Raw genomic sequence first — 25,138 nt, forward strand, 5'->3', positions numbered from 1 at the left:
AACTGGGTCAGGTTCAAAGGGTCGCTTCACCGGGGCCCGAACAGATCGGAACCCCTGTCAGCCTCTCAGTCCCCTAAGGCGGGACTCCCCTGACGTAGGCGCAACATCGGAATACTTGCCGGTCATGTCAACTGCAAAAGGATGACACGGGTGCCAAACTGAAGGAGGGGCCAAACAGGCAAGGGAATCCGGTGGCGCGTTTTCTGCCGTGTTTGTTCCCGGTCGCAAGGCAGGAGGAAGCGGTCACTCAGGATGACCAGTGTCCACCTGGCCCTTGGCTGCCCATATCCGCTTTTCAGGAATGCCGGGTATTGCACGAAGGGCAGGAACGCGAAATCCACGCTGCGGCATGTTGGCCGCGAGGAACCGGAACCTCCGTGCCGAGGCGACTTTCAAGCTTTGGTGGGGGCTTCGTTGGACATTCAGGAAAAATAGGCCCCACTGCCGGGTGAACCCGGTTCGTTGAAACGGTAGCCCACGCCCGGCTCGTTCAGGATCAGCGTCGGGCTGGACGGGTCGTCTTCAAGCTTCTTGCGCAGCGACCGGACAGTGACGCGCAGGTATTCCACATTCTCGGTATGGGCAGGCCCCCAGACTCCGCGCAACAGATAGGTGTGGGTCAGCACCTTGCCCGGATGGCTGGCCAATTCGGCCAGCAGCGCGAATTCCTTGGGCGTCAGTCGGGCCTCCTGGCCGGATTTGCGCACACTATGCGCGTCAAGGTCGATCTCGACCGGGCCGACCCTGACCCGCCGCGCAACGCCCGCGCTGCGGTCTGCCCGGCGCAGGCAAGAGCGGATGCGCGCCAGAAGTTCCTCGCTGTCGAAAGGCTTGGTGACGTAATCGTCGGCGCCGAGGTCGAGCGCGGTCACCTTTTCGCCCGACCCCTCGCGGGCGGTGAGCACGATGATGGGCACGCCCCGGTCGCGGAACGGACCGATGAGCTCCAGACCGTCGCGGTCGGGCAAGCCGAGATCCAGAAGCACCAGCCTTGGCCGCGCACGCTCCAGCGACTGAAGCGCCGCCGTCGCGGTCGCGGCTTCCTCGATCACATAGCCGCTGCGCTCGGTGGAAACCCGCAAGAGCCGCCGGATCGGCATTTCGTCATCGACGATCAGGATGTGGTCGCTCATGCCATGCCTTCCATGGAGATCTGCACGATGGCTTCGGGCGGGATGCGGATGGTGAACCGCGATCCACCGCGCTGTCGGCGCGCGGCTTCGACAGTGAAACCCATCGCCTGCGAGAAGCCCTTGACGATGGCAAGCCCAAGGCCCGACCCGCCGGTCCGGTCCGAAGTCTCGCCGCGTGCGAAACGGTCGAAGATGCGCTGCTCGCTGCCCTGCGGGATGCCGGGCCCCCGGTCGAGCACGTCGATCACCGGGCCGCGCCGACCCATCCGCGCGACCACCTCGATGGTTTCGTCCTCGGGCGAATATTTCACCGCATTGTCGATCAGATTCAGGATCGCATGGTGCAGCAACACGGCGTCCGCGCGCACCAGTGGAAGATTCGGATCGATCATCGTTTGCAGCTTGCGCCCCTCCAGCGGTCCTGCAAGGTCGGCCAGGGCCGAGGTGATGGCATCGGTCAGGTCGATGGGCTGAAGATCGGGGGTGACCGCGCCTTCCTCAATCCGGGTCAGATCGAGCAGGTCGGACAGAAACCTGTTCAGCCGCCGCGCCTCGCTGCGCAATGTCTCTACCAGTTCCGCTTCGTCGCCGCTGGCCGACAGCGCCTCGGCGGCGGCCGTGACCACCGTCAGCGGTGTCCTGAGATCGTGACTGAGCGAGGCAAGAAGTGCGGCGCGCAGGCTGTCGCGCTGGCGCACGACCTCCATCTCGCGCATGTCCGCTTCCAGCTTGAGCCGTTCATGCGCCAGCGCCGCTTGGTCGATCAGGCTCTCGGCAAGCGCCGCGCGTTCGGTCGGGACGGCATCGCGGCCGGCCGGGCTGCGCAATCCCAGAACCGCCAGCGTGCCGAGCGAGGTCTTGAGCGGGCGGAATTGCCAGTCGCTTGCCGTCAGCGTGTTGGTGCCGCGCCCCGCTGCCTCGCCATGTTCGAAGGCCCATTCGGCGGCGGCGCGGTCCACGGGGCTCAGCTCCGGCTTCGCTTGCCCCGAGGCCGTGATCTTCACCCCGTCCCCGGAGCTGTGCAATACAATCGTCTGCACAGCGAGGATCGTGCGGATCTCGTCGCAAACGATCTGCGCTGTCTCGGAGGTTTCGGATGCGGCACTCAGGCGTGTCGCGAACCGGGCAAGTGCCGCGTTCTCCCGCGCGCTGCGCATCGCAAGGGCCGCCGCCGCCCGCGCCTGCGCGGCGAGCTGGCCGGTGATGATCGCCACCACGACCAGCAGCATCGCGGTGATGATATTGGCCGGACCGTAAATAATGAAGGTGTAGAAGGGTTGCAGGAAAAAGAAGTTATAGGCGATTCCCGCAGCGACGGCCGCCACAAGGCCCGCCCGGAAGCCGAAATAGCTGGCACTTACGATCACCGGGACGAGGTAAAGCATGTCAATCGGACCGCGGCTGATCCAGTCCTGTGCGAAGAACAGCACGAGGGTGGTAAGCCCGACCGCCCCGAGCGCCACGGCATCGCCGCCGAACGGAGCCTTGGGCACATAGTGTCGCCAGTTGTCCGCCCGGCGCTCGTGTGCCAGCGGCACCACATGCACCGAGACACCGCTGGACCTGTCAATGAGGTCTTTCACGATTGACTGGCGGAACCGCGGGAAGCCGCGACCGCCATGGCGCGAACTGCCGATGACCAGTTGTGTGGCGCGCGTCGCCTTGCATTGAGCGAGGATCGCCTCCTGCACGGCGGTTGCTGGCACCGACTGGAGCGTTGCGCCCAGTGAGGATGCCAGCGACAGGATGCGCGCAAGTTGGGTCTTCTCCGCATCGCTGAGTCGAGAGGCCGAGGGCGTTTCAACAAAAAGCGCGATCAACGGCGCCTTCAGGGCATCCGCCAGCCGCTTCGCGGCCCGGACAACCTGTTCGCCACCGGCCGCCTCGGAAATCGCCACCAGAACCCGCTGCCCGCCGCCGTAGCCGTCCTTGCCTGTGACGCCCTGATGTTCCTTGATCCGGGCATCCACATAATGCGCCGCATGGCGCAACGCGAGTTCGCGGAGCGCGAGCAGGTTGCCCTTGGAGAAGAAGTGGTCGAGCGCTTGGGCCGCCTGTTCAGGAACGTAGATCTTGCCTGCCTCAAGCCGGACGATCAGGTCCTCGGGAGGCAGGTCGATCAGTTCGATCTCGGCGTTCTCGAAGACCTTGTCGGGGACAGTCTCGCGCACGCGGACATGTGTGAAGGAGCCGACCACGTCGTTCAGGCTCTCGACGTGCTGGATGTTCACGGTGGTCATCACGTCGATGCCTGCGGCGAGCAGTTCCTCGATGTCCTGCCACCGCTTGGGGTGACGGCTGCCCTGGGCATTGGTGTGGGCGAGTTCGTCCACAAGCACGATCTGCGGGTGCCGTTCGAGAACCGCGTCGATGTCCATTTCGGTGAGCGTCTGGCCCCGATAGACAAGCTCCTTGCGCGGAACGACCGGCAGGGGGGCAACAAGCGCCTCGGTCTCCTTGCGTCCGTGGGTCTCGACAATGCCGATCACCACGTCCTTGCCCGCCTTGCACTTCTCGGCGCCTTCCAGCAGCATCTCGTAGGTTTTCCCGACGCCGGGAGCGGCGCCGAGAAAGATCTTGAGCGTGCCGCGCCCCTCCCGTTCCGCTTCGCGGAGCAATGCATCTGGTGAGGGGCGCGTTTCTTCAGTCATGGGAACACCTTAATCGCTGTCCGCCGGAGCGGCCAGTTCGGCGTCGAGCGCGAGGTTGAGTTCCAGCACGTTGACGATACGGCCGTCGGTGAAGAACGCGCCGGGCGCGTAGGCCATGTTCCGGACGAGTGTCGTGACCGCCGAGGGCTCGACCCCGCGGGCTCTCGCCACCCGTGCGACCTGAAACAACGCGCCTTCGAGCGAGATATGGGGGTCGAGCCCGGCTCCGGACGCGGTGACAAGGTCTGCCGGGATCGGCCGCTCCTCGGTGGCACCGCCATAGGCCGCGATCAGGGCCGCCGCACGTTCGGTCAGCTCCGGGTTCGCCGGAGAGAGGTTCGAGCCGCCGGCACCCGCCGCATCGTAGTCCACGGCCGAAGGCCGGGGCCAGAAATACTGCGGCGAGGTGAACGCCTGCGCAATCAGGCGGCTACCGACGATCTTGCCATCCCCGTTCGTGACGAGCGACCCGTTGGCGGTGGCGGGTGTCACGACTTGCGCGAACCCGAGGATGATGGCGGTGTAGCCGCCTACGCAAAGGACCATGGTCGCGGCAGCGACGCGCAGGCCGGAAATGAAGTCTGACATGTGCATGTCTCCTCTTGTCCGCCGATCAAGGCAGCGAGAAATGTTCGGCGAGCGGCCCGAGCGCTGCGGCTGGCAGGAAGGTGAGCGCGCCGAAGATGACGACGGTCAGCCCCAGCATGGTGCCGAAGGTGGCGTCCTCCACGCCGAGTGTGCCGGCGCTCTCGGTTGTGCGCCGCTTGGCCATGAGGGAGCCTACGATTGCGAAGGGCAGGATGATCGGCAGGTAGCGGCCGAGCAGCATCACGAGGCCGGTCGCGATGTTCCAGGGTCCGGTCCCGTCCCCAAGCCCTTCGAAGCCCGAGCCATTGTTCGCCGCCGCCGACGTGAACTCGTAGAGGATCTCCGAGAAGCCGTGCGCGCCGGGATCCTGCACCGTCGTCTGGCCGAGCGCCGTCGCGGCAAAGAGCGCGGTGCCGCCAAGGATCAGGACGGCGTGGGCGAAAAGCGCAAGGATGGCGAACCGAACCTCCTTGGCCTCGATCTTGTGGCCGAGATACTCGGGTGTCCGTCCCACCATCATGCCCGCAACGAAGACCGCCACGACGATGTAGAGGAACATGTTGATCATGCCGACGCCGACGCCGCCGAAGGTGGCGTTGAGCCACATGCCTGCCATCGGCATCAGGCCGGTCAGCGGGTTGAGGCTGTCGTGCATCGCCCCGACCGAGCCGTTCGAGGTGGCCGTGGTCAACACCGCCCAGAGCGGGCCTGTCGTGGCACCCAAGCGAAGTTCCTTGCCCTCCAGATTGCCCGTCTCCTCGGACACGGCAAGCTCGGCGAAGGCTGGCGTCGGCGCGCTCTCAAAGATCACCGCGCCGGCGATCTTCACCAGAATGAAGGCCGTCATCACCGTAAAGATCACCGCCGCATGGCGCTGGCGTCCGACGATGCGGCCGAACATCCACACGCAGGCCATAGGGATGAGGATGATCGCCACCATGGCGAGCGCGTTGGTCCAGAAGGTCGGATTTTCCAGCGGATGGGTGGCATTGGGGCCGAAGAAGCCGCCGCCGTTGGTGCCGAGCTGCTTGATGGTCAGGAAGGCCGCGACCGGACCCCGCGCGATGGTCTGCATTGCGCCTTCAAGCGTCGTCGCCACCGCCGAACCCTGAAGGGTCATCGGCATGCCGCCGAGCACCATCAGCAACGCCACGACCACGGCAAGGGGCAGGAGCACCAGAAAACTGGCCCGCTGCACATCCATCAGGAAATTGCCAAGCCCCGGCCGCCCCGCAATCCCGCGGGCCAGCGCTGTAAGCGCCGCGATACCAGTCGCGGCCGAAACGAATTGCAGCCACATCAGACCGGCAAGCTGGCTGAGGTAGCTCATCGAGACCTCGCCCGCGTAATGTTGCAGGTTGGTGTTGGTGGTGAAGGACGCCGCGGTGTTGAACACCAGCGTCGGATCAAGCGCCCCCCGTTCATCGGGATTGAGCGGCAGCCATTGCTGCGTGGCAAGGATCACGAATGTCACCGTGAACATGAGCGCGTTGAAGACGAGCAGCGTGACCAGGTAGCGTTTCCAGTTCTGGTCGGCGGATGCGCCGCCGATTGTCTGGAACAGCGCGGTCCAGCGATTGGCTTGCCCCGGCGCGGGGTCCATCGCCCATTTCATGTAGGCGCCGAGCGGCAGCGACAGCAGCGCCGTGCCCCCGACGATGAAGAGAATGACAGTTGCGTGGTCCATGGGATCAGTCCTTGAAAGCCCGTGTCACGGAGCCGATCAGCGCGGCGAACACGAGGATTCCGAGTGCGTAGGTGAGAAGGATCATGTGAGGGCTCCTGTCAGGCGAGGCCGAGGCCCGAGACCGCGATGTCGATCAGCTTGATGCCGACGAAGGGAGCGATCAGACCGCCAAGGCCGTAGATGCCGAGGTTCTGGATAAGCTGCCGCGCCGCGCTCTGCGGGCGGTAGGTCACGCCGCGTAGCGCCAGCGGCACGAGAAGCGGGATGATGATGGCGTTGAAGACCAGCGCCGACAGGATCGCGCTTTCGGGGCTGGCGAGCCCCATGACATTCAGCGCGCCGAGGCCCGGGTAGAGCGTCACGAAGATCGCCGGCAGGATGGCGAAATACTTCGCCACATCGTTCGAGATCGAGAACGTCGTGAGTGCGCCGCGGGTCATCAGGAGCTGCTTGCCGATGCCCACGATCTCGATGAGCTTGGTAGGGTTGTTGTCGAGATCGACCATGTTGCCGGCTTCGCGCGCAGCCTGGGTGCCGGTGTTCATCGCGACGCCCACATCCGACTGCGCCAGCGCGGGCGCGTCGTTGGTGCCGTCGCCGCACATCGCCACCAGCTTGCCGCCGGCCTGTTCCTTGCGGATCAGTTCCAGCTTGTCCTCGGGCGTCGCCTCGGCCAGAAAATCGTCCACACCGGCCTCGGCCGCGATGGCGGCTGCGGTCAGCGGGTTGTCGCCCGTGATCATCACCGTGCGGATGCCCATGCGGCGCAATTCGGCAAAGCGCTCCTTGATCCCGGATTTAACAATGTCCTTCAGGTGAATTGCGCCCAGAAGGCGCGTGCCGTCTGCCACCGCGAGGGGCGTGCCTCCCGCGCGCGCGATCCTGTCGGTCAGCGACTTCATCTCGCGCACCGCCGCCGCCTCGAAGGCATGCAGTTTCAGGACGGCATCGACCGCGCCCTTGCGGACCTTGCGGTCACCGATGTCGAGACCGCTGACACGGGTCTGGGCCGTGAACCCGACCACTGCCGAGCCGTCAGGGGCAGCTTCGCCTTGTCCGGCCAGTTCGATGATGGAGCGTCCTTCCGGCGTTTCGTCGCCGAGCGAGGACAACCGCGCCGCCTCGATAAGTTCGGCATCTCGGATGCCCGAGAGCGGCAGGAACTCGGTGGCCTGCCGGTCACCCAGCGTGATCGTCCCGGTCTTGTCGAGGAGCAGCGTGTCGATGTCGCCCGCCGCCTCGACGGCGCGGCCTGACTTGGCCAGCACGTTAAAGCGGATCAGCCGGTCCATACCCGCGATGCCGATGGCCGAGAGCAGCGCCGAGATCGTGGTGGGGATCAGTGCCACGAAGAGCGCGATCAGGACGGGGACAGCGAGCGATCCGCCAGCGTAGGCGGCGAAGGCGGGCAGCGTGCCGACGGCGACGAGAAAGATCAGCGTCAACCCGGTCAGCAGGACCGTGAGGGCGATCTCGTTCGGCGTCTTGGCGCGGCTTGCGCCCTCCACAAGCGCGATCATCCGATCAAGGAAGCCCGTCCCCGGCTCGGCTGTCACCTTGACCTTGATCCAGTCGGAGATGACGCGCGTGCCCGCGGTTACTGCGGAACGGTCGCCGCCCGCCTCGCGGATCACCGGGGCGCTTTCGCCCGTGATTGCCGCCTCGTTCACCGAGGCCACGCCAAGGATCACCTCGCCATCGGCTGGGATCAGGTCGCCCGTCTCGACCAGAACGATGTCGCCCTTCCTGAGCTCGCTGGCCGGGACGTTCTGGTGGCTGTCGCCCTTGATGCGTTTGCCCCTGAGCTCGGCCTTGGTCGAACGCAGCGCCGCCGCCTGCGCCTTGCCGCGCCCTTCGGCCAGCGCCTCGGCAAAATTGCCGAAAAGGACAGTGAGCCAGAGCCAGAAGACGATCTGCACCTCGAACAGGAAATCGCCGCCGCTGACGGCGGTTCTGACCAGCAGGACCGTTGCCAGCAGTGCGGCCGCCCCGGTCGTGAACATGACCGGGTTGCGAACGAGAATGCGCGGGTGAAGCTTGACGACGCTCTGCCGCAAGGCAGGAGCCAGCAGTTCGGTGTCGAATATGGATTGTGTCGGTTGCCGTGCCATGATGCGCCCCTCAGAAACGCTCGGGCCGCATCAGCACGGCCAGAAGATAGACGAGGAGCGTTGCGGCCACGAGGCCGCCGAGAACGAGGTCGAAGCCCATTTGAGGACCCTCCAGATACGGAATTAACCCGTCGTATCTGGAACGGAGGCGCGTAAGGGCGCCATGCGGAACTCACCGCCACGTCATAAGAAAAGCATAAAGACGGAAGGAGCAGCGGTCCGGTGCACTTCCCCTGTCTTGCGCGATAGCCGCCCGGTTCCCGCGTCATGGAAGCTGGACAGCGCGGTCGTGCATAGGGTGTAAGGCAGCTTTAGGCCGCGCGTGGATATGGTTCCTTTGGGGCGGATGGTGCTATGCTTGCGCATCGGCCAGAGTTGACCGGAAGTCTGCCAGAACTCCATGGGTTGGATGCAGATGGTTGAGTCGCTTCGCGTTTCCGGCCCGACGCGTCACGCAAACGCGGCGCGAGGCGAATGGTTGCCTCGGGCCGATCTTGATGATCCCTGCGCTCACTCCGCAGCCGGAGCCGCCCGATCCTGCCGTGGCGAGAGGCCGAATTTTCTTGTATACTCGCGCGAGAACTGGGCCGAGCTTTCGTAGCCTACGCGAAAGGCGACCTCTGACACTTTGGCAGACGAGCTGCGCAGCACGTCGCGCGCGTGAAGCAAACGCAGGTCCTTCTGATATTGCAGGGGCGAAGTGCCCGTCACGGCCTTGAAATGCTCGAAGAAGGCGGAGTTGCTCATGCCGACCCGATCGGCGAGCTCCCTGATAACCACCGTGCGCGACAGGTCTGACTGGATGTCGCGTGTTGCCTGAAAGATGCGGCTGGCGGTGGATTCGTGCCAGAGCAGTTTTTGCAGCGCCTCGGCATGGGGGCCGAGAAGCAGCCGGGCGTGGATTTCCTGCCGGGTGATCGGGGCCAGCAACTGGCGCGTCTCGTCGGCTGCGCATTGGTCGAGATACCGGATCAGCGCGTCCTGCACCGCTGGATCGGTGGGGCACAGCGTGATCGAGAACGGGTCACGGCGGCGTGTTCCGCGCACGGGCGGCAGGGTCGCGGTCAGGCCCCGCAGCAGGTCGAGGTCGAGCGGAAAGACCAGCGCAACGTAAGGTATTCCGGGCGTGGCGTGGGTGACGCTTGAGACGACCGGCAGCGCGTGGCTGACGAGCAGCGATTGACCAGCCGCCACAGTCAGGCTGTGCGCGCCCGCGCTGACCTGCTTGGCGCCTTGCAGGACAAGGCACAAGAGTGGGCGATAGACGGTGGCCATCTGCGGGCTAGGCGCGTCGAACCTCAGGAAATGCATCCCGCTTTCGGCATGGGCAAGCCCGCCCCGAGGGACCCCGGCTTGGTCCATCAGCGCCATGGCGCGGTCCAGCAACCCTGTCATGCCACTCTCCTTTTCACGGATCTGGTAGCACGGCATCGCCCGATTTTGTGAAGGATTATTCCATCAACTGGAGTATCAGGCAAGTATTGCGGATAATCGGGAAAGAACCGGCGTCAGGCCTGGAGTATCGTCTTCCTATCACAAAGACAGGGACGGCCCAGATGGCAAGAATCTTCATCACCGGGATAGCGGGCGGCTTTGGCCTGCCCACCGCAAGGGTGCTTTTGGCGCAGGGGCATCAAGTGGCGGGCAGCGTCCGCAGCCGCTCGGGTCGCAACGCCGACACGGTCGCCGCGCTGGAGGCCGGGGGCGCGCAGATCGTCGAGATGGACGTGACTCACACCGCCAGCACCGAAGCGGGCGTGGCCGACGCGATCACCGCGCTCAACGGGCTGGACGTGCTGTTCAACAATGCCGGGATCGGCTCCTATGGCATTCAGGAGCTGATGTCGCCCGAGGATATGGCCCGCGTCTTTGATGTGAATGTCATGGGTGTCCAGCGGGTCATGCGAGCTGCACTGCCGCATTTCCGGGCACAGGGGCGCGGGACGATACTTTATACGTCAAGCCTGATCGGGCGCATCGCGGCGCCGTTTTATGGCACCTATTGCGCGTCGAAATGGGCGTTGGAGGCCGTGGTCGAATGCTATCGGACCGAGCTTTCCGGCTTTGGCATCGAATCCTGCATCATCGAGCCGGGCGCCATGCCCACGGCCTTTTTCGACGGCATGGTCACGCCCGACGATCCCGCGCGTGAGGCTGAGTATGGCGATTTCGCCGCCGTTCCCGCGATGTCGGCGCAGGGTCTGGCGCAGATGCTGGAAGCCTCGCCCGACCAGCGCCCCGAGCGCATCGCCGAAGCCGTTTCTGCCCTGCTGGCGCTGCCCTTCGGCCAGAAACCCTTTCGCACGGTTGTCGATTACACCGGCGTTGGCCCCGAGATCGAGCGTTACAACACCGTGCTGCATGATGTGACCCGCACCGTCCTGACTGGGTTCGGCATCGAAGCGATGTTGCGCCTCAACGCCTGAAAGATCCCTCCCATGCCTACCATTCTTATCACCGGCACATCCTCCGGCATCGGCAAGGCTACCGCCGTGCGCTTTCACTCGGAAGGCTGGAACGTCATCGCCACCATGCGCGATACGTCGGCTTCTGACCTTGCCGACCTCGACAATGTGCTCGTCACCCGCCTCGACGTGGCCGACTCCGCCTCGATCACCGCGGCGGTGACTGCCGGGATCGAACATTTCGGTGCCATCGACGTCTTGCTGAACAACGCGGGTTACGGCGCTTACGGCCCACTCGAAGCATTTTCGACCGATCGCATCCGACGCCAGTTCGACACCAATGTGATTGGCCTCTTGGAGGTGACGCAGACCGTCCTGCCACATATGCGCAGGCGGCGGACAGGCACCATCGTCAATATCTCGTCCATCGGTGGGCAGATTACCTTTCCGCTCGGCACGCTCTACCATGGCACGAAGTTCGCCGTCGAAGGCCTGTCAGAGGCGCTGCATTACGAGCTGGAGCCGCTGGGCATCCGGGTGCGCATCGTCGAACCGGGTATGATCAAGACTGACTTTGGCGGGCGCTCCTTCGATTTCGCGATGGACGGCCGCCTGACCGACTATGCCACCAGCGTCGAAGCGATGGGGCGTCTCTTTGGCAGGCTGGCGTCAAATCCATCCTCCCCTGAGGTCGTGGCTGATGTCATCTGGCAGGCCGCAAACGCGCCCGGCGCACAATTGCGATTCCGCGCTGGGCCGGATGCCGCCGACCTTCTGGACAGGCGCAAAGCACAGGATGACGCGACCTTCATCAATAGCATCAAGGCCTTGATGGCAGAATGAGCACCTGAAAACGCCATGCGGGGACATGTCGGCTTCGGCGCGCCGCAGAAACAAATCCAAGGGCCGACCGGCTGCTCTGGGCTGTTCGTGCTCCCCTCAGTTCTCTGCGCTCCGCCAGAAAGCCATGCGGGAACTGTAGGGGGCGATGTCATCGACCGTCACGGTATTACCCGCGCGCGGTGTCTCGTTCGGGGAAGTCCCGGATGCAGTTGCGCATGCGGCAGAAGCGCCTCGATCTGTTAAGGGCGGTCGTCACGACATCGTAGACCCATCGAGCGTGACCTTCCGCGTCGCTGCCGAGGCGCGGCTAAAGCCGCCGGTGGCATCGGCTGGGAGCTGTTCGACAAGGTTCCGCTGAAAGACGTGCGGGTTGGTGATATTGACCTCGGTTATTTCCGTTTCGCCGGTGCGCCCTGGGGCTGTGACGGTGGTCCTGCCGCCCTTGCTTGTGGCAGACAAGGCGACCCTTGGCTGACGTCTGTGTTCAGGTCTTCGACCAGATCGAAATCGTCGCCGGGATCTGGCGCAGGCGGCGGCGCTGTCTTTGCGAGCGGCTTGGTCCGTCGGGCACCTTCCGCGTGCAGGACCACTTCCGCAGCCGCTCGGGCATCTTCGCCGGCGTCGTGGTGCCGGAAGACGAGGCCCAAATGGCGCTTCAGGCTCGCAAGGCCATGGCCGCCGTTTCCGCGCAACTCGGGCCAGGCCCGCCGTGCAACCTGAACGCTGTCGCGCCAGGTCCAGTCCGGGATCGGATGACCGCAATTGCCGCAGGCGGCGGCGATTGCGCTGCGATCGAAACCCGAATGCTGATAAACGATGGTGCCTGAGAGCGCGCCCCGCAGCATCGACAGGACCTCGGGGAAGGTTGGCGCCCCTTGGACCGTCCTAGCACTGATCCCGTGCAGCGAGGTGAAGACCCAGCGGTCAACCCGAGGATCGACGTAGGTCATCCATGTGTCAATCGAATGGTCCGGCCGGACGCAGGCGACCCCGATCTGACAGATGCTGCCGCGATCATGGTTCGCCGTCTCGACGTCGAGGGCGAAGAAGCGGAACGGGCCTGTGGGGAAGGGCGTGACGCGCCTTTTCGGGGGTTCGGGTCGCAGCGGAGTGGCGGTTTTCGCGGGGCTGACCCGTGCCGTCAGATACCGCAGGCGCTGCCGTTGCAGCGCGGCCCGTTCGGCACTGCCCCAACCGAGGCGCGATAGCGTCTCTTCGACCAGATCGACGGGTTCATCATAGCTTGCCATCTTGCGGCGGTTCCAGGCAATCGCCTCTTCGGGCGCGATTGCCAGCACCGCGGCCTCAAGGGCCGGAATGTCGGCCGTGTCGGGCAATGGCAGCCAGACGGCGCGGCAATGGTCTGCCACAAAGGCGTTCCGCAGTGCCTTGGCCAGATCGCCATCCGCCTTGGCCAACGGATCTGTGCGGTCCCGCCACATGCGGCCCGTGTTATACATCTGGGAAAAGTAGTGGCTCATGCCCTCCGAGCCGGTGCGGTGCCGCTGATGGATCCGCTCGTAGAAGGTCTGATCGGTCGAGTTGGTCGAGCCGATGTAGCGCAGATCGCCGTGATGATCGACGAGGCCGTAAAGGCCGCGTGCATCACGCGGCGCCTTCGCCGTGGGCTGGGGCGCCACGTCAAGCAGGGCGGCAAGCAGGGCTTCGGCAGAAAAATGCACCAGAAATCTCCGACGGAACAATGCCCTGACGCCGCAGTGCGCGGCGCTTGGGTCCGCCGGACAGGATACAGCCGTGACAGAACCTGTCGAGGGCATCGGTTCAGCACGCTTTTGGGGGCAGGATCTGACGCATCTGACTGGAGAGCCGCTGAACCATATGCTTGGAATGGCCCATCCCGTCGATTGATGCTGCCAGCGCAAAAGCCTCGCGCCTCTCGCACACCATTGGCACGGGGGATTGGCACGGGAGCGTCGAGATGCCGGCGATGTGCTTGTCCGTCCGACCGTGTTCAGGTTCTGTGTGCGGACAGGCGCGGCGCGCGAGTTTCGTCGCGGCAAGCCGGTCAGCAGGTGCCGCGAGGCACTAGAAGGACGCCAGATCCTGTCCAAGGATCGGGGCGTAGCGCAGCGCTTTTGTGTTCGGGGGGCGTGGCCATCGGGGGCTTCCCTTTTGCCTTATATGACGAAGACCTCGGCTCGTAAGGGCGACTGCGGGATCTGGTTTGATTTTGAAGAACTTTGCTGATCAAGGCAGCGCCGCCAGTCGCTTCCCGCACCTGTTCCGTTGTGCTATGCGGGATACTTTCGGTGCCAGCTTTTGGCGCCACCCCTCGTCGGAACCGTCGCGAAACGGCGGAATAAGGCGGCAAACGGCAGGAAACGGCAGCGGAGATGGCTGATAAAAAATCCTTGCTTTCCAAGGACTCCCTTGTGTCGCAGGCGCACCGCCTTTCCGTCGCCCCGATGATGGACTGGACGGACCGGCATTGCCGGTTCTTTCATCGCCTGATGTCGCGCCGTGCGATGCTTTACACCGAGATGGTGACAGCGCCCGCGATTCTGCACGGGCCGCAGGCGCGGCTTCTGGATTTCAGCGGTGCGGAGCATCCGGTTGCGCTGCAACTCGGTGGGTCGGACCCGGATGAACTCGCACGGGCCACGGCCATTGCGCAGGGCTGGGGGTATGACGAGATCAACCTGAACTGTGGCTGTCCGTCGGACCGGGTGCAATCGGGCTGTTTCGGCGCTGTGCTGATGGAAAATCCGGCGCTGGTGGCCGATTGCATGCGCGCCATGGCGGCGGAAAGCGATGTGCCGGTGACGGTGAAATGCCGGATCGGTGTCGATGACCAGAACCCGGAGGAGATCCTGCCGCGCTTCATCGAAACCGTGGCCGGGGCCGGGGTCACGCATTTCGTGGTCCATGCCCGCAAAGCCTGGCTTCAGGGTCTCAGCCCCAAGGAAAACCGCGAGATCCCGCCGCTGGACTATCCGCTGGTGCTGGCGATGAAGCGGCGGTTCCCGGAACTGACCATCTGCATCAATGGTGGGGTGGCCACGCTGGATCAGGCAAAGGCGCTGCTGGCCGAAGGGCTGGACGGGGTGATGATCGGGCGCGCGGCCTATCACGATCCGGGAAACACGCTGATCGGGGCGGATGCGCTGTGGGGCGAAGATCATGCGCCCGACCGTGCGGCGGTGGTCGCGGCGATGAAACCCTATATCGCGGCGCATCTGGCGGCGGGCGGGCGGCTGCATCAGGTGACGCGGCATATGCTTGGCCTGTTCACCGGCCTGCCCGGCGCACGCGGCTGGCGCCGCGTGCTGTCGGAAGGGGCGTCGCGCCCCGGTGCGGGGCTTGACCTGCTGGATGCTGCCCTGGCCGAGGTGCGGCGCGCGATGGCCGTTCAGGCCGAGGGCTGAGCCTCGGGCGCGGGCAGCCGCGCCACCACCAGTGCCAGCACGAAGGCGAGCGCGCCGCAGAGCGCGATGGCCGCCAGCATCGGCAGCACTGTGCCGTCGAAGAACGGCGCGGAAACCGCGATCATCACGCCCCCGGCAAGCATCTGCATCGTCCCCCCCAGCGACGAGGCCAGACCGGCAATCGGCCCGTGTTCCTCCAGCGCCACCACCATGGCGGTGGGGATCACCAGCCCGAGGCAGGCATTGGCAAGGAACAGCCCGCCGATGGTCAGCCAGAGGCCGGAAATCCCGGCCAGCGCCAGCAGGAACAGCCCGATGGTGAACACGGCAAAGCCGGTGGTTGCCCGCACCATGACCGCCTGCGCGCCAAAGCGCATGCCCAGCCGGGCTGCCATCTGCGAGGCACCAAAAAACCCAACCGCATTCAGCGCGAAAGCCAGCGAGAATTGCGTGGGCGTCAGGCCGAAGGCCGCCGCATAGACGAAAGAGGCGGAGGCGATGAAGACGAAGAAGCTCGCCATGCCGAAGCCACCCAGAAAGGTCAGCGCCATGAAGCTGCGATGCGTCAGCAGATGCCGGGTGCCGCGCAGCATGGCCGAGACCGAGACCGGCTGCCGCGCCGCGGGCGGCAGGGTTTCGGCCAGCAGAAAGCGGGTCATCGCAAGGCTGGCCAATGTTGCCACCACCAGAATGCCGAAGATCGCCCGCCAGCCCGCCAGCGCCATAAGCCCGGCGCCCGCCAGCGGGGCAAGGAAGGGCGAGACCGAAATCACCAGCATGATGGCCGCCATCAGCCGTGTCGCCTCGTGCCCTGTGGTCATGTCGCGGATCACCGCGCGCGGCACCACCATCACCGCCGCGCCGCCAAGACCCTGCACGAAACGCCCGGCAATCAGCGCCTCGGTCGATTGTGCCAGCGTGCACAGGACCGAGCCGATCAGAAAGATCGCCAGCCCCGCATAAAGCGGCAGCTTGCGCCCGGCCTGATCCGCCCACGGGCCATAGATCAGCTGTGCCACACCGAAGGCGAGGAAATAGCTTGTGATCGTGGCCTGCATGGCGGGCACGCTGGCCCCTAGGCTCTGCCCGATCTCGGGCATGGCAGGCAGATACATGTCGATGGCAAAAGGGCCAACGGCGGACAAAAGCCCGAGCACGAGGGCCGGGCGCAGGAAGGACGTCGAAGACATAGGGAAAACCGTTAGAAAAAGTGACTCGCAGACTAGCCTTTTCCGACCGGAGGCACAATGCGCCTCTGGAACCTTCCGCCGCATGGGGCTAGCGTCACCGCAAACCGAAGGGGAGAGGTGCCCATGCCCGAAATTTCCGCCCTGTTGCCGATGCTGGCGCTGCTTGTCGTGATCGGCGGTTTTGCCGGGATCATTGCGGGCCTTCTGGGGGTCGGGGGCGGCATCGTGCTGGTGCCGGCGTTCTATTACGCCTTCTCGCATCTGGGCTATGGCGGTCCGCAACTGATGCAGGTCTGTCTGGCCACCTCGCTGGCCACGATCATCGTGACCTCGATCCGGTCGGTTCTGGCGCATAACCGCAAGGGCGCGGTGGACTGGGCCATCCTGAAGGGCTGGGCGCCCTTCATTGCCGTGGGGGCGGTGGCGGGTTTCCTGCTGGCGAGCCAGCTTCGGTCGGTCACGCTTCAGGCGATCTTCGGCTGTCTGGGGCTGATTGCTGGCCTTTACATGGCCTTCGGCCGCGCCGACTGGCGGCTGGGACAGGCCATGCCGCAGGGGGGCTTGCGGGGCGCGCTGGGGGGCGGCCTGGGGTTCTTCTCGGTTCTGATGGGCATTGGCGGCGGCACTTTCGGGGTGCCGATGATGACGCTTTACAACCTGCCGATCCATCGCGCCGTGGCAACGGCGGCGGGCTTCGGGCTGATCATCTCGGTCCCCTCGGCCATCGGCTTCCTGACGCTGCATGTTGATCAGGCGCCGCCCGGCACCCTGGGCGCGATCAACTTCCCCGCTTTTGCGGTGATCGTGGCGATGACGCTGATCACCACACCCATCGGGGTGCGCATCGCCCATGCGATGGATGCCAAGCCGCTGAAGCGTGCCTTCGCCCTGTTCATCCTCGTGGTCGCGGTGAACATGCTGCGCAAGGCTGCGGGATGGTAGGCGCAGGCGGCTGGTGCCGGATCGGCCCCGATCCGGCAATCGCCAACTGGGCGGCAGCGGCGCGCCCGGTGGCGGAGGCCGTACTGCGTGACAGTGCCGAGCCATGGCGCTGTGGCGGCACATGGTTTGTCGGCGTCGATGCCCTGCCGAACGGGCCGGATGGCGCCGTGGGCGGCGCCAGTTTCCCGTGGCAGGCGGTGGGCCTTGCGCCCGAACCGCTGCATCCCGCGCAGCTTTCCGTCATGCGCCCCGGCTATCCGCAACCGTCCGAGGCGGAAACACCAGCCGCCTTCGCCTTCCGCCGCGACCGTGATGCCGCGCATCTGGACGGTCTGCTGCCCGATGCCGCGAAACGCCGTCGCATCGCCGAGCCGCATCGCTGGATTCTGGGTCTGGCCCTGAATGAAACCGATCCCGAGGCCGCGCCGCTGGTGGTGTGGGAGGGCAGCCACCGCATCCTGCAAGCCGCGCTGGCCGCAGCGCTGGCGCCGCATCCGCCTTCACAATGGGCCGAGGTGGACATCACCGATGCCTATACCGCCGCGCGCAGGCAGTGTTTTGAAACCTGCCGCCGGGTCGCCGTGCCGTCCCGGCCCGGTCAGGCGGTGTTGATGCACCGGCACATGCTGCATGGAGTCGCCCCTTGGGCCAAGGGCGCCAAGGCCCCGCCAGAAGGCCGGATCATCGCCTATTTCCGGCCGCTCATGCCGGATGTCGCAAGCTGGCTCATGCCAGAGTGATACGCAACGCTGGCACCTTCCACGGCAGTCGGCACGCGGCGGCTCGATGCCGCCAAGGGCCGGGCTAGTTGCAGGTTCAGCCTTCCAATCGCCCGGCACGTCCGCCGCGCCGCTTGACCAGCCGGGGGGCGCGGGACGGCAGGTCTGCCATGACGGCGCGCCGCGCTTCGGCTGTCATCCGTGACCAGGCGCCGATCTCGTCCATGCTGCGATAGCAGCCGACGCAAAGCCGCGCCTCCGGGTGGATCACGCAGACCTTGACGCAGGGGCTGTCGACCTCGGCCCGTTTCCAGATCTCATCCGTCACGTTCGCTCTCCCGCCGCAGATGCGCCAGCCGGTCCAGCGCCCCTTGCAGGATAAATCCGGCCGCCACATGGTCGATCACCTCGGAGCGACGCTTGCGCGACGTATCCGCCTCCAGCAGCGCGCGTTCGGCGGCCACGGTGGACAGGCGTTCATCCCAGAACAGCACCGGCAGCGGCGTCAGCTTTTCCAGATTGCGAATGAAGGCGCGGGTCGATTGCGCGCGCGGGCCTTCGCTGCCGTCCATGTTGCGCGGCAGGCCGATCACGATGCCGACCGTCTGCCGCGTCGCCAGCAGCTTCAGAAGCGCCTCGGCATCCAGCGTGAATTTCTCGCGCCGGATCGTGCGGTCGGGCGTCGCCACCCCGCGCATCACGTCGGAAAATGCCACGCCGATGGTCTTGGTGCCCAGATCAAGCCCCGCCAGCGCGCCCATGCGGGGCAGGGTGGCGGTGAATTCGGCGGCGTCCTCGAAGCTCATTCCGCCACCCCGGCCTGCACGGCGGCGGCCCGCACCTTCGCCAGATCCTCGGGCATGGCGGCAAAGCGGCCCTGCGCCTCGGTCCAGATCGCGCGGGCACGGTCGGTCTGGCCCAGCACCCCCAGCGCGCCGATCAGACGCGCCCATTCCTCGGCGCTGCCCCCCTCGGTCGCCAGCCGTTCGTTCAGCCGCTCGACCATGCTTTCGATCATCGCCTGACGGTCCTCGGCCGACATCTCGGCGGCAGCGGCCATATCCTCGGCGCCGGGGCCGGGCATCATGCCTGCCATCGGGCCGGCACTGGCGCCGGGTGGCTGATAGCGAACACCGGCGCGCGCGGCCATATCACCGATCTGTTCCTGAAGCGGTTTCATCCAGGGCGAATCCGGCGCGGCGGACTCGAGCGCGGTGCGCCACAGGGCAAAGGCGCGGTCGGCGCGATCGACCTGTGCGAACATCAGGCCAGAGAGATACAGCGCCGCCGTATTCTTCGGATCGCGGCGCAGCGCTTCGGTCAGCGCGGCCTCGGCTTCGGGCGAGACATAGCCCCCCGTCGCATAGACCAGCATTTCCGCCAGCAGCGCATAATCCTCGGCGGTGGCTGCATCCCCGGCCAGCCGGATCACCTCGGCCTGCGCGGCATGAGCGGCGCGGTAATTGCCCAGCCGGGCCTCGTTTTCGGCCAGCAAGCGCTGGCCGCGAATGTCGTCAGGCCGTTCCGCCACCGTGCTGCGCAGCTTCTGCATCAGCGCAAGATATTCGGCATCGGCCCCCTGCGGTTCCGGCGGCACCGGCGCATCCGCCTCGGCCACCGCCTGCGACGGCCGGTTTTCGCGCAGCTTTTCCGACAGGGCCAGCCGCGTCGCCATCGGCATGTCCGGGTAGCCCGGCACCCCCAGCGTCCAGTAAAGCGCCCCGGCCCCCGCCAGCGTCAGAACGACCAGTGGCAGGCCCAGACGCGGCCCGTCCGCAAGCCGTGAGGGCGCGGTGGCGCGGGCCTGACGGTCCGCCTCCAGCAACCGGCGCGAAATTTCGGTGCGCAGCCGCCCGGCCTCCTCCGCCGCAATGGTGCCGCGCGCGGCGTCGCGTTCGATCCCGGCAAGCTGGTCCCGGTAAAGCTGCACATCCAGCGCCGGTGCGGAAACCTCGGCCGTTGCACCGGCGCCGCGACGGAAGCCCATCAGCAAGGCGATGCCGCTGCCCAGTGCCAAAGCCCCCGCCATCAGCCAGAAAGTCCACATGCGACGCCTCTCCCGCGCCCCTGTGGCGCCTGCCCAACCCATGTAGTGCCTCGGCCCGCGCGGCAAAAGCCCGAAATGGCCGCATCCCCCGCGCCCGGCCCCGACATGATGTCGCAATTTTCCCCATTGTGCCGCTTCGGCAGGCGGATATTTTTCGCCGTCAGGGCATGACTGCACCATACCCGGGACGGGAGTTTGACAACCCATGAAACGCTATTCGGTCTTTGCCATCGCCCGCGAGGCTTTGCGCTATCATCAGGGCTGGGAGAAGGCATGGGCGTCGCCCGCGCCCAAGTCCAGCTATGACGCCATCATCATCGGCGCGGGGGGGCATGGCCTCGCCACCGCCTATTACCTCGGCAAGAACTACGGGATCACCAATGTGGCGATTCTGGAAAAGGGCTGGCTGGGCGGCGGCAATACCGGGCGGAATACGACCATCATCCGGTCGAACTACCTGCAAGACCCCTCGGCCGCGATCTACAACAAGGCGCTGAGCCTTTATGAGGATCTGAGCCAGGATCTGAACTATAACGTGATGTTCAGCCCGCGCGGCCTCTTGATGCTGGCGCAGACCCATCACGAGGTGCGCGGCTACCTGCGCACGGTGCACGCCAACAACCTGCAAGGCGTCAAGACCGAATGGATCGGGCCGGAAAAGGTGAAAGAGCTGGTGCCGATCATCAATATCGACGGCCCGCGCTATCCGGTTCTGGGCGCGCTCTATCAGGCGCGCGGCGGCACGGCGCGGCACGACGCCGTGGCCTGGGGCTATGCCCGCGCCTGTTCGGCCATGGGCATGGATATCATCCAGCAATGCGAGGTCACCGGCGTCCGGTCCGAAAACGGGCAGGTGACGGGCGTTGAAACCACCAAAGGCTTCATCGGCACGAAAAAGCTCGGCATTGTCGTCGCCGGGCATTCGGGGCAGGTGGCCGATATGGCGGGCTTCCGCCTGCCGGTCGAAAGCCTCGCGCTTCAGGCGCTGGTGTCGGAACCGATCAAGCCCTGCATGGATGTGGTGGTCATGGCCAACACCGTCCACGGCTACATGTCGCAATCCGACAAGGGCGAGATGGTCATCGGCGGCGGCACGGACGGGTTCAACAACTTCACCCAGCGCGGCAGCTTCCACCATATCGAGGAAACGCTCCGCGCGCTGGTCGAAACCTTCCCGATGATTTCGCGGCTCAAGATGCTGCGGCAATGGGGCGGCATCGTCGACATGACCGGCGACCGCTCGCCCATCATCTCGAAAACCCCGCTGGGCAATTGCTTCATCAACTGCGGCTGGGGCACCGGCGGCTTCAAGGCGATCCCCGGCTCCGGCTGGGCCATGGCCGAGCTGATGGCCAAGGGCGAACCCGGCCCGCTCGCGGCCGAGTTCAACATGTGGCGCTTCCGCGAAGGCCAGTTCATCGACGAGTCGGTGGCGGCCGGGGTGGCGCACTGATGTGTCATTTTCTGTCTGAAAATATCCCGGGGGTCCGGGGGCAGCGCCCCCGGGGTCTCCGCAAGCACGAGGCCCGGACATGCTGATCCTTGAATGCCCCTATTGCGGCGTGAAGGCCGAGGAAACCGAACTCTCCCCCGGTGGCGAGGCGCATCTGAAACGCTTCGGCCCCGGTTCGACCGGCGAGGAGTTCGAGGCCTATATGTTTGCCCGCAAGAACCCGAAGGGCGTGCATTTTGAACGCTGGCGCCATGCCTATGGCTGCGGCAAGTGGTTCCTCGCGGCGCGCTGCACCGCGACGCTGGAGGTCTTTGGCACCTATTCCGCCCAGACCACCGAGCCGCCCGCCGAAATCGTCGAGAAGATCAAGGCCAAGCGGCCGGACTGGAAGGGCACCAAATGAGCACCCGTCTTGCGAAGGGCGGCCGTCTGATCGACCGGACGGCGCCCTGCGAATTCACCTTCAACGGCAAGCGCCTGAAGGGCTTCGGCGGCGATACGCTGGCCGCGGCGCTGCTGGCCAACGATCAGATGCTGGTCGGCCGATCGTTCAAGTATCACCGCCCGCGCGGCATCGTGGCCTCGGGTGCGGAAGAGCCGAACGCTCTGGTCAACATGGGGCAGGGCGGCCGGTTCGAGCCGAACCAGCGCACCACCACGACCGAACTGTTCGACGGCCTGACCTGCACCTCGCAGAACCATTGGCCGAGCCTCGAATTCGACGTCGGTGTGGTGAACAACTATGCCAGCCGGTTCCTGCCTGCCGGGTTCTATTACAAGACCTTCATCCACCCGCGTTTCGCGTGGAAGCACATCTTTGAACCCGTGGTCCGCCAGTCGGCGGGTCTGGGTCAGGTGCCGAAGGACCGTGACGCGGACCGCTATGAGCAGGCCTATGCCTTCTGCGACATCCTCGTGGTGGGTGGCGGCATCGCCGGTCTGCAAGCGGCGCTGACGGCGGCGAAGGCGGGCAAGCGCGTCTGGCTGGTCGAACAGACCGCCCATTGGGGCGGCCGCGCTCCGGTCGATGGCGTCGAGATTGACGGCCAGCCAGCCGAGGCTTGGGTGAAGAACACCGTTCAAGCCCTTGAAGGCATGGAGAATGTAACGCTTCGCGCCCGTTGCATGGCGGCGGGGTCTTATGATCACGGCTATGTGCTTTGCGACGAGAAGGTCGCCGATCATACGCCGGGAGACGGGCGTCCGCGTCATCGTCTGTGGCGTCTGCGCGCCGGGCAGATCATCGCGGCGACCGGGGCCATCGAACGGCCGCTGTCCTTCGCGGGCAATGACATTCCGGGCGTCATGCTGGCAGCGGCGGTGCGCGATTACCTGATCAACTGGGCCGTGGCGCCCGGTGACCGCACGGTGATCGTGACCAACAACGACGACGCCTATCGCACCGCCATCGCGCTGAAAGAGGCGGGGCTGGAGGTGCCGGTGGTGCTGGACGCCCGCGCCAGCGTGACAGGTGAACTGCCCGCGAAGGCCCGCGCCATGGGCATCCGCGTCGAGGCGGGCAAGGCCATCGCCAAGGTGAAGGGTGGCAAGCGCGTCACCGGCGTCGCCATCTGCGCGCAGGTCGGGCAAGGCTCGGTTCTGGAAGAGATTGCCTGTGATGCCGTCGCCATGTCGGGCGGCTGGTCGCCGGTCGTCCACCTGTGGAGCCATTGCGGCGGCAAGCTGCGCTGGGACGAGGCGCAGGCGCAATTCGCCCCCGACAAGGCCCGCCCGCCGCTGAACCATGACGGTGCTGCGCTGGTGGTGACCGCCGGTGCGGCCTCGGGGGTGCTGTCAGCCGCCGATGTGCTGCTGGACGCCACTGACGCTGCCGGTGGCGGCGTGGCCCCCGTGGCCACCGCCCCGCAGGAAGCGGCGATGGAGCCTGTCTGGATCATGCCGCAGGGGGCGCCGGTCGATCTGCGCATGAAGATGTGGCTGGATTACCAGAACGACGTCAAGGTCAGCGACGTGCAACTGGCCGCGCGCGAGGGCTATACCTCGGTCGAACATACCAAGCGTTACACCACGCTGGGCATGGCAACCGATCAGGGCAAGCTCAGCAATATCAACGGTCTGGCGGTTCTGGCCGACAGTCTGTCGGCCCCGGTGCCGCAGGTTGGCACCACGACCTTCCGCCCGCCCTACACGCCCGTGACCATCGGCGCGCTGGCGGGCGAGGCGCGGGGCGAGATCTTCCAGCCGCTGCGCAGCACGCCGATCCACGCCTGGCACCTGTCGCAGAACGCCTATATGGAACCCGTCGGCCTGTGGCAGCGCCCCTATTGCTATCCGCGCGCGGGCGAAACCCATGAACAGGCGGTGCACCGTGAGGTGAAGAATACCCGCACCAATGTGGGCCTTCTGGATGCCTCGACCCTTGGCAAGATCATCGTCAAGGGGCCGGATGCAGGCAAGTTCCTCGACATGCTGTATACCAATGTCATGTCGAACCTGCCGGTGGGCAAGTGCCGCTATGGCCTGATGTGCAACGAACAGGGCTTCCTTTCGGATGACGGCGTGGTCGCGCGCATCGACGAGGATACCTGGCTTTGCCACACCACCTCGGGCGGGTCGGATCGCATCCACGCCTGGATGGAAGACTGGCTGCAATGCGAATGGTGGGACTGGCAGGTCTATACCGCCAATGTGACCGAGCAATATGCCCAGATCGCCGTAGTTGGTCCGAAGGCGCGTCAGGTGCTGGAGAAACTGGGCGGCATGGACGTCTCGAAAGAGACCTTGCCCTTCATGCAATGGGCCGACGGCACGCTGGGCGGCTTCAACGCGCGGGTCTATCGCATCTCGTTCTCGGGCGAATTGTCCTATGAGATCGCGGTTCCGGCCAGCGAAGGCCGTGCCTTCTGGGATGCGCTGCTGGCGGCAGGCGCCGAATTCGGCATGATGCCTTACGGCACCGAGGGGTTGCACGTCCTGCGCGCCGAAAAGGGCTTCATCATGATCGGCGACGAAACCGATGGCACGGTGATCCCGCAAGACCTGAACCTCGGCTGGGCGATTTCGAAGAAGAAGGCCGATTATCTGGGCAAGCGCGGGCAGGAACGGCCCTATCTGGCCAATCCTGATCGCTGGAAGCTGGTGGGTCTGGAAACGCTGGACGGATCGGTCATCCCGGATGGCTCTTACGCGCCGGCGCCGGGCTTCAACGCCAATGGCCAGCGCAATACGCAGGGCCGCGTGACCTCCACCTATTTCTCGCCGACGCTGGGCAAGGGCATTGCCATGGGTCTGGTGAAGGGCGGCCTCACGCGACTGGGCGAGACCATCGAGATGACGAAGCTCGACGGTTCGACCATGCAGGTGAAGATCGTGGACCCGGTGTTCTACGACAAGGAAGGGGAAAAGCAGAATGTCTAAGGTTGCAAGCGCCCTGGGCGGTGCCCGCTTCGACGGCTTCGCCTCTGTCCGGGAAATCGGCCCGCTGGGGATGATCACCCTGCGCGCCAAGCCCGATGTGCCGGGTCTGGCGGCGGCGGTGACTGCTGTGACCGGCACCGCGCTTCCCGCGCAGCGCCGGATCGAGGTGGCGGGCGACAAGGCCGCGGGGTGGATGAGCCCCGACGAATATCTGCTGATCGTGCCCTATACCGAGGTGAAGGCCGCGCTGGCCACGCTGGCGGAAAAGCTGGCCGGGCAGCATCATCTGGCGGTGGATGTGTCGGACGCGCGCGCGGTGTTCCGCATCGAGGGCGCGCAGGCGGCCGAGGTGCTGATGAAGCTGGCGCCAGTCGATCACGCAACGCTGACGCCGGGCGAGTTGCGCCGGACCCGCGTGGCGCAGGTGGCGGGCGCCTTCTGGGCGGATGAGACGGGCTATAGCCTCGTCTGTTTCCGCTCGGTCGCAAGCTATGTGATGGGTCTTCTGTCCCATTCCGCCACCAAGGGGGCAGAGCTGTTCTGACCCGCTCATTTTAAGGTTGACAGATCCGGGGCTTTCATGCGCTACAGGTTGTAGTTCTATG

Annotated in this window: 21 protein-coding genes; 9 read left to right on the forward strand and 12 right to left on the reverse strand. The window is 65.6% G+C overall.

Annotation, left to right across the window (positions count from 1 at the left end; genetic code table 11):
* Window positions 1-422: 422 nt before the first annotated feature.
* From D2N39_RS12340 to D2N39_RS12375, 7 genes are all read right to left on the reverse strand, one after another.
* Window positions 423-1,133, reverse strand: coding sequence for a response regulator (locus tag D2N39_RS12340; RefSeq protein ID WP_119135095.1), 711 nt, complete (start codon window positions 1,131-1,133; stop codon window positions 423-425).
* Window positions 1,130-3,784: a sensor histidine kinase gene (locus D2N39_RS12345; RefSeq protein ID WP_119135096.1), complete on the reverse strand. Its 2,655-nt coding sequence runs from the start codon at window positions 3,782-3,784 to the stop codon at window positions 1,130-1,132. The genes D2N39_RS12340 and D2N39_RS12345 overlap by 4 nt, the downstream gene beginning before the upstream one ends.
* Before the next feature lie 9 nt (window positions 3,785-3,793).
* Entirely contained in the window at window positions 3,794-4,372 is a 579-nt protein-coding gene (gene kdpC / locus D2N39_RS12350) for a potassium-transporting ATPase subunit KdpC (RefSeq protein ID WP_119135237.1), read from the reverse strand.
* 25 nt (window positions 4,373-4,397) lie between these two features.
* On the reverse strand, window positions 4,398-6,059 hold the full coding sequence (kdpA, locus tag D2N39_RS12355) for a potassium-transporting ATPase subunit KdpA (RefSeq protein WP_119135097.1): 1,662 nt from the start codon (window positions 6,057-6,059) through the stop codon (window positions 4,398-4,400).
* A gap of 98 nt (window positions 6,060-6,157) precedes the next feature.
* Entirely contained in the window at window positions 6,158-8,170 is a 2,013-nt protein-coding gene (gene kdpB / locus D2N39_RS12365; RefSeq protein WP_119135099.1) for a potassium-transporting ATPase subunit KdpB, read from the reverse strand.
* A 10-nt stretch (window positions 8,171-8,180) separates the two neighbouring features.
* Window positions 8,181-8,270: a K(+)-transporting ATPase subunit F gene (kdpF, locus tag D2N39_RS12370; RefSeq protein ID WP_119135100.1), complete on the reverse strand. Its 90-nt coding sequence runs from the start codon at window positions 8,268-8,270 to the stop codon at window positions 8,181-8,183.
* A 410-nt stretch (window positions 8,271-8,680) separates the two neighbouring features.
* The gene (locus tag D2N39_RS12375; protein WP_119135238.1) at window positions 8,681-9,565 is read right to left on the reverse strand and encodes an AraC family transcriptional regulator; all 885 of its coding nucleotides are present in this window, start codon (window positions 9,563-9,565) and stop codon (window positions 8,681-8,683) included.
* A 161-nt stretch (window positions 9,566-9,726) separates the two neighbouring features.
* Here D2N39_RS12375 and D2N39_RS12380 point away from each other — a divergent pair, with 161 nt between their 5' ends.
* The gene (locus D2N39_RS12380) at window positions 9,727-10,596 is read left to right on the forward strand and encodes an SDR family NAD(P)-dependent oxidoreductase (protein WP_119135101.1); all 870 of its coding nucleotides are present in this window, start codon (window positions 9,727-9,729) and stop codon (window positions 10,594-10,596) included.
* Between the two features lie 12 nt (window positions 10,597-10,608).
* On the forward strand, window positions 10,609-11,418 hold the full coding sequence (locus D2N39_RS12385; protein ID WP_119135102.1) for an SDR family oxidoreductase: 810 nt from the start codon (window positions 10,609-10,611) through the stop codon (window positions 11,416-11,418).
* Between the two features lie 389 nt (window positions 11,419-11,807).
* Here the strand turns inward: D2N39_RS12385 and D2N39_RS12390 are convergent, their stop codons facing one another.
* Complete coding sequence (locus tag D2N39_RS12390) at window positions 11,808-13,100, reverse strand: 3'-5' exonuclease (protein ID WP_233557129.1); 1,293 nt, start codon at window positions 13,098-13,100, stop codon at window positions 11,808-11,810.
* Between the two features lie 672 nt (window positions 13,101-13,772).
* Here D2N39_RS12390 and dusA point away from each other — a divergent pair.
* Complete coding sequence (dusA, locus tag D2N39_RS12395; protein WP_119135103.1) at window positions 13,773-14,804, forward strand: tRNA dihydrouridine(20/20a) synthase DusA; 1,032 nt, start codon at window positions 13,773-13,775, stop codon at window positions 14,802-14,804.
* Here dusA and D2N39_RS12400 read toward each other — a convergent pair.
* A complete protein-coding gene (locus tag D2N39_RS12400) occupies window positions 14,789-15,994 on the reverse strand; it encodes a multidrug effflux MFS transporter (protein ID WP_119135104.1) in 1,206 nt (401 codons plus the stop codon). The two genes, dusA and D2N39_RS12400, sit on opposite strands and share 16 nt — an antisense overlap.
* A gap of 123 nt (window positions 15,995-16,117) precedes the next feature.
* Here D2N39_RS12400 and D2N39_RS12405 point away from each other — a divergent pair, with 123 nt between their 5' ends.
* Together D2N39_RS12405 and D2N39_RS12410 are read left to right on the forward strand one after the other, a co-directional pair.
* Window positions 16,118-16,936 carry a sulfite exporter TauE/SafE family protein gene (locus D2N39_RS12405; protein WP_119135105.1) on the forward strand — a complete coding sequence of 273 codons (819 nt, stop codon included), beginning with the start codon at window positions 16,118-16,120 and terminating at the stop codon, window positions 16,934-16,936.
* Window positions 16,930-17,676 carry a phytanoyl-CoA dioxygenase family protein gene (locus tag D2N39_RS12410; RefSeq protein WP_119135106.1) on the forward strand — a complete coding sequence of 249 codons (747 nt, stop codon included), beginning with the start codon at window positions 16,930-16,932 and terminating at the stop codon, window positions 17,674-17,676. Before D2N39_RS12405 ends, D2N39_RS12410 begins: the two co-directional genes overlap by 7 nt.
* A 76-nt stretch (window positions 17,677-17,752) precedes the next feature.
* On the opposite strand, the gene D2N39_RS12415 is transcribed toward D2N39_RS12410, so the two are convergent.
* Genes D2N39_RS12415 through ccmI form a run of 3 tightly spaced genes read right to left on the reverse strand, consistent with a single transcriptional unit; the run spans window position 17,753 to window position 19,702 of the window.
* Window positions 17,753-17,983, reverse strand: a complete 231-nt coding sequence (locus D2N39_RS12415; protein ID WP_119135107.1) for a DUF1289 domain-containing protein — start codon at window positions 17,981-17,983, stop codon at window positions 17,753-17,755.
* Window positions 17,973-18,461 carry a Holliday junction resolvase RuvX gene (gene ruvX, locus D2N39_RS12420; protein ID WP_119135108.1) on the reverse strand — a complete coding sequence of 163 codons (489 nt, stop codon included), beginning with the start codon at window positions 18,459-18,461 and terminating at the stop codon, window positions 17,973-17,975. Before ruvX ends, D2N39_RS12415 begins: the two co-directional genes overlap by 11 nt.
* Window positions 18,458-19,702 (reverse strand): c-type cytochrome biogenesis protein CcmI, encoded by a 1,245-nt coding sequence (gene ccmI, locus D2N39_RS12425; RefSeq protein ID WP_119135109.1) that lies wholly within the window; start codon window positions 19,700-19,702, stop codon window positions 18,458-18,460. The genes ruvX and ccmI overlap by 4 nt, the downstream gene beginning before the upstream one ends.
* A 205-nt stretch (window positions 19,703-19,907) precedes the next feature.
* Here ccmI and D2N39_RS12430 point away from each other — a divergent pair, with 205 nt between their 5' ends.
* The 4 genes from D2N39_RS12430 to D2N39_RS12445 all read left to right on the forward strand — a co-directional run bounded on the left by D2N39_RS12430 (window position 19,908) and on the right by D2N39_RS12445 (window position 25,077).
* The gene (locus D2N39_RS12430) at window positions 19,908-21,155 is read left to right on the forward strand and encodes a sarcosine oxidase subunit beta family protein (RefSeq protein WP_119135110.1); all 1,248 of its coding nucleotides are present in this window, start codon (window positions 19,908-19,910) and stop codon (window positions 21,153-21,155) included.
* Between the two features lie 79 nt (window positions 21,156-21,234).
* Complete coding sequence (locus D2N39_RS12435) at window positions 21,235-21,558, forward strand: sarcosine oxidase subunit delta (RefSeq protein ID WP_054303765.1); 324 nt, start codon at window positions 21,235-21,237, stop codon at window positions 21,556-21,558.
* Entirely contained in the window at window positions 21,555-24,533 is a 2,979-nt protein-coding gene (locus D2N39_RS12440) for a sarcosine oxidase subunit alpha family protein (RefSeq protein WP_119135111.1), read from the forward strand. Before D2N39_RS12435 ends, D2N39_RS12440 begins: the two co-directional genes overlap by 4 nt.
* Window positions 24,526-25,077: a sarcosine oxidase subunit gamma gene (locus tag D2N39_RS12445; RefSeq protein WP_119135112.1), complete on the forward strand. Its 552-nt coding sequence runs from the start codon at window positions 24,526-24,528 to the stop codon at window positions 25,075-25,077. The genes D2N39_RS12440 and D2N39_RS12445 overlap by 8 nt, the downstream gene beginning before the upstream one ends.
* Window positions 25,078-25,138: the final 61 nt, after the last annotated feature.

The sequence above is a fragment of the Gemmobacter lutimaris genome (genome assembly GCF_003570715.1).
In the GTDB taxonomy this organism is placed as follows: Bacteria; Pseudomonadota; Alphaproteobacteria; order Rhodobacterales; family Rhodobacteraceae; genus Gemmobacter; species Gemmobacter lutimaris.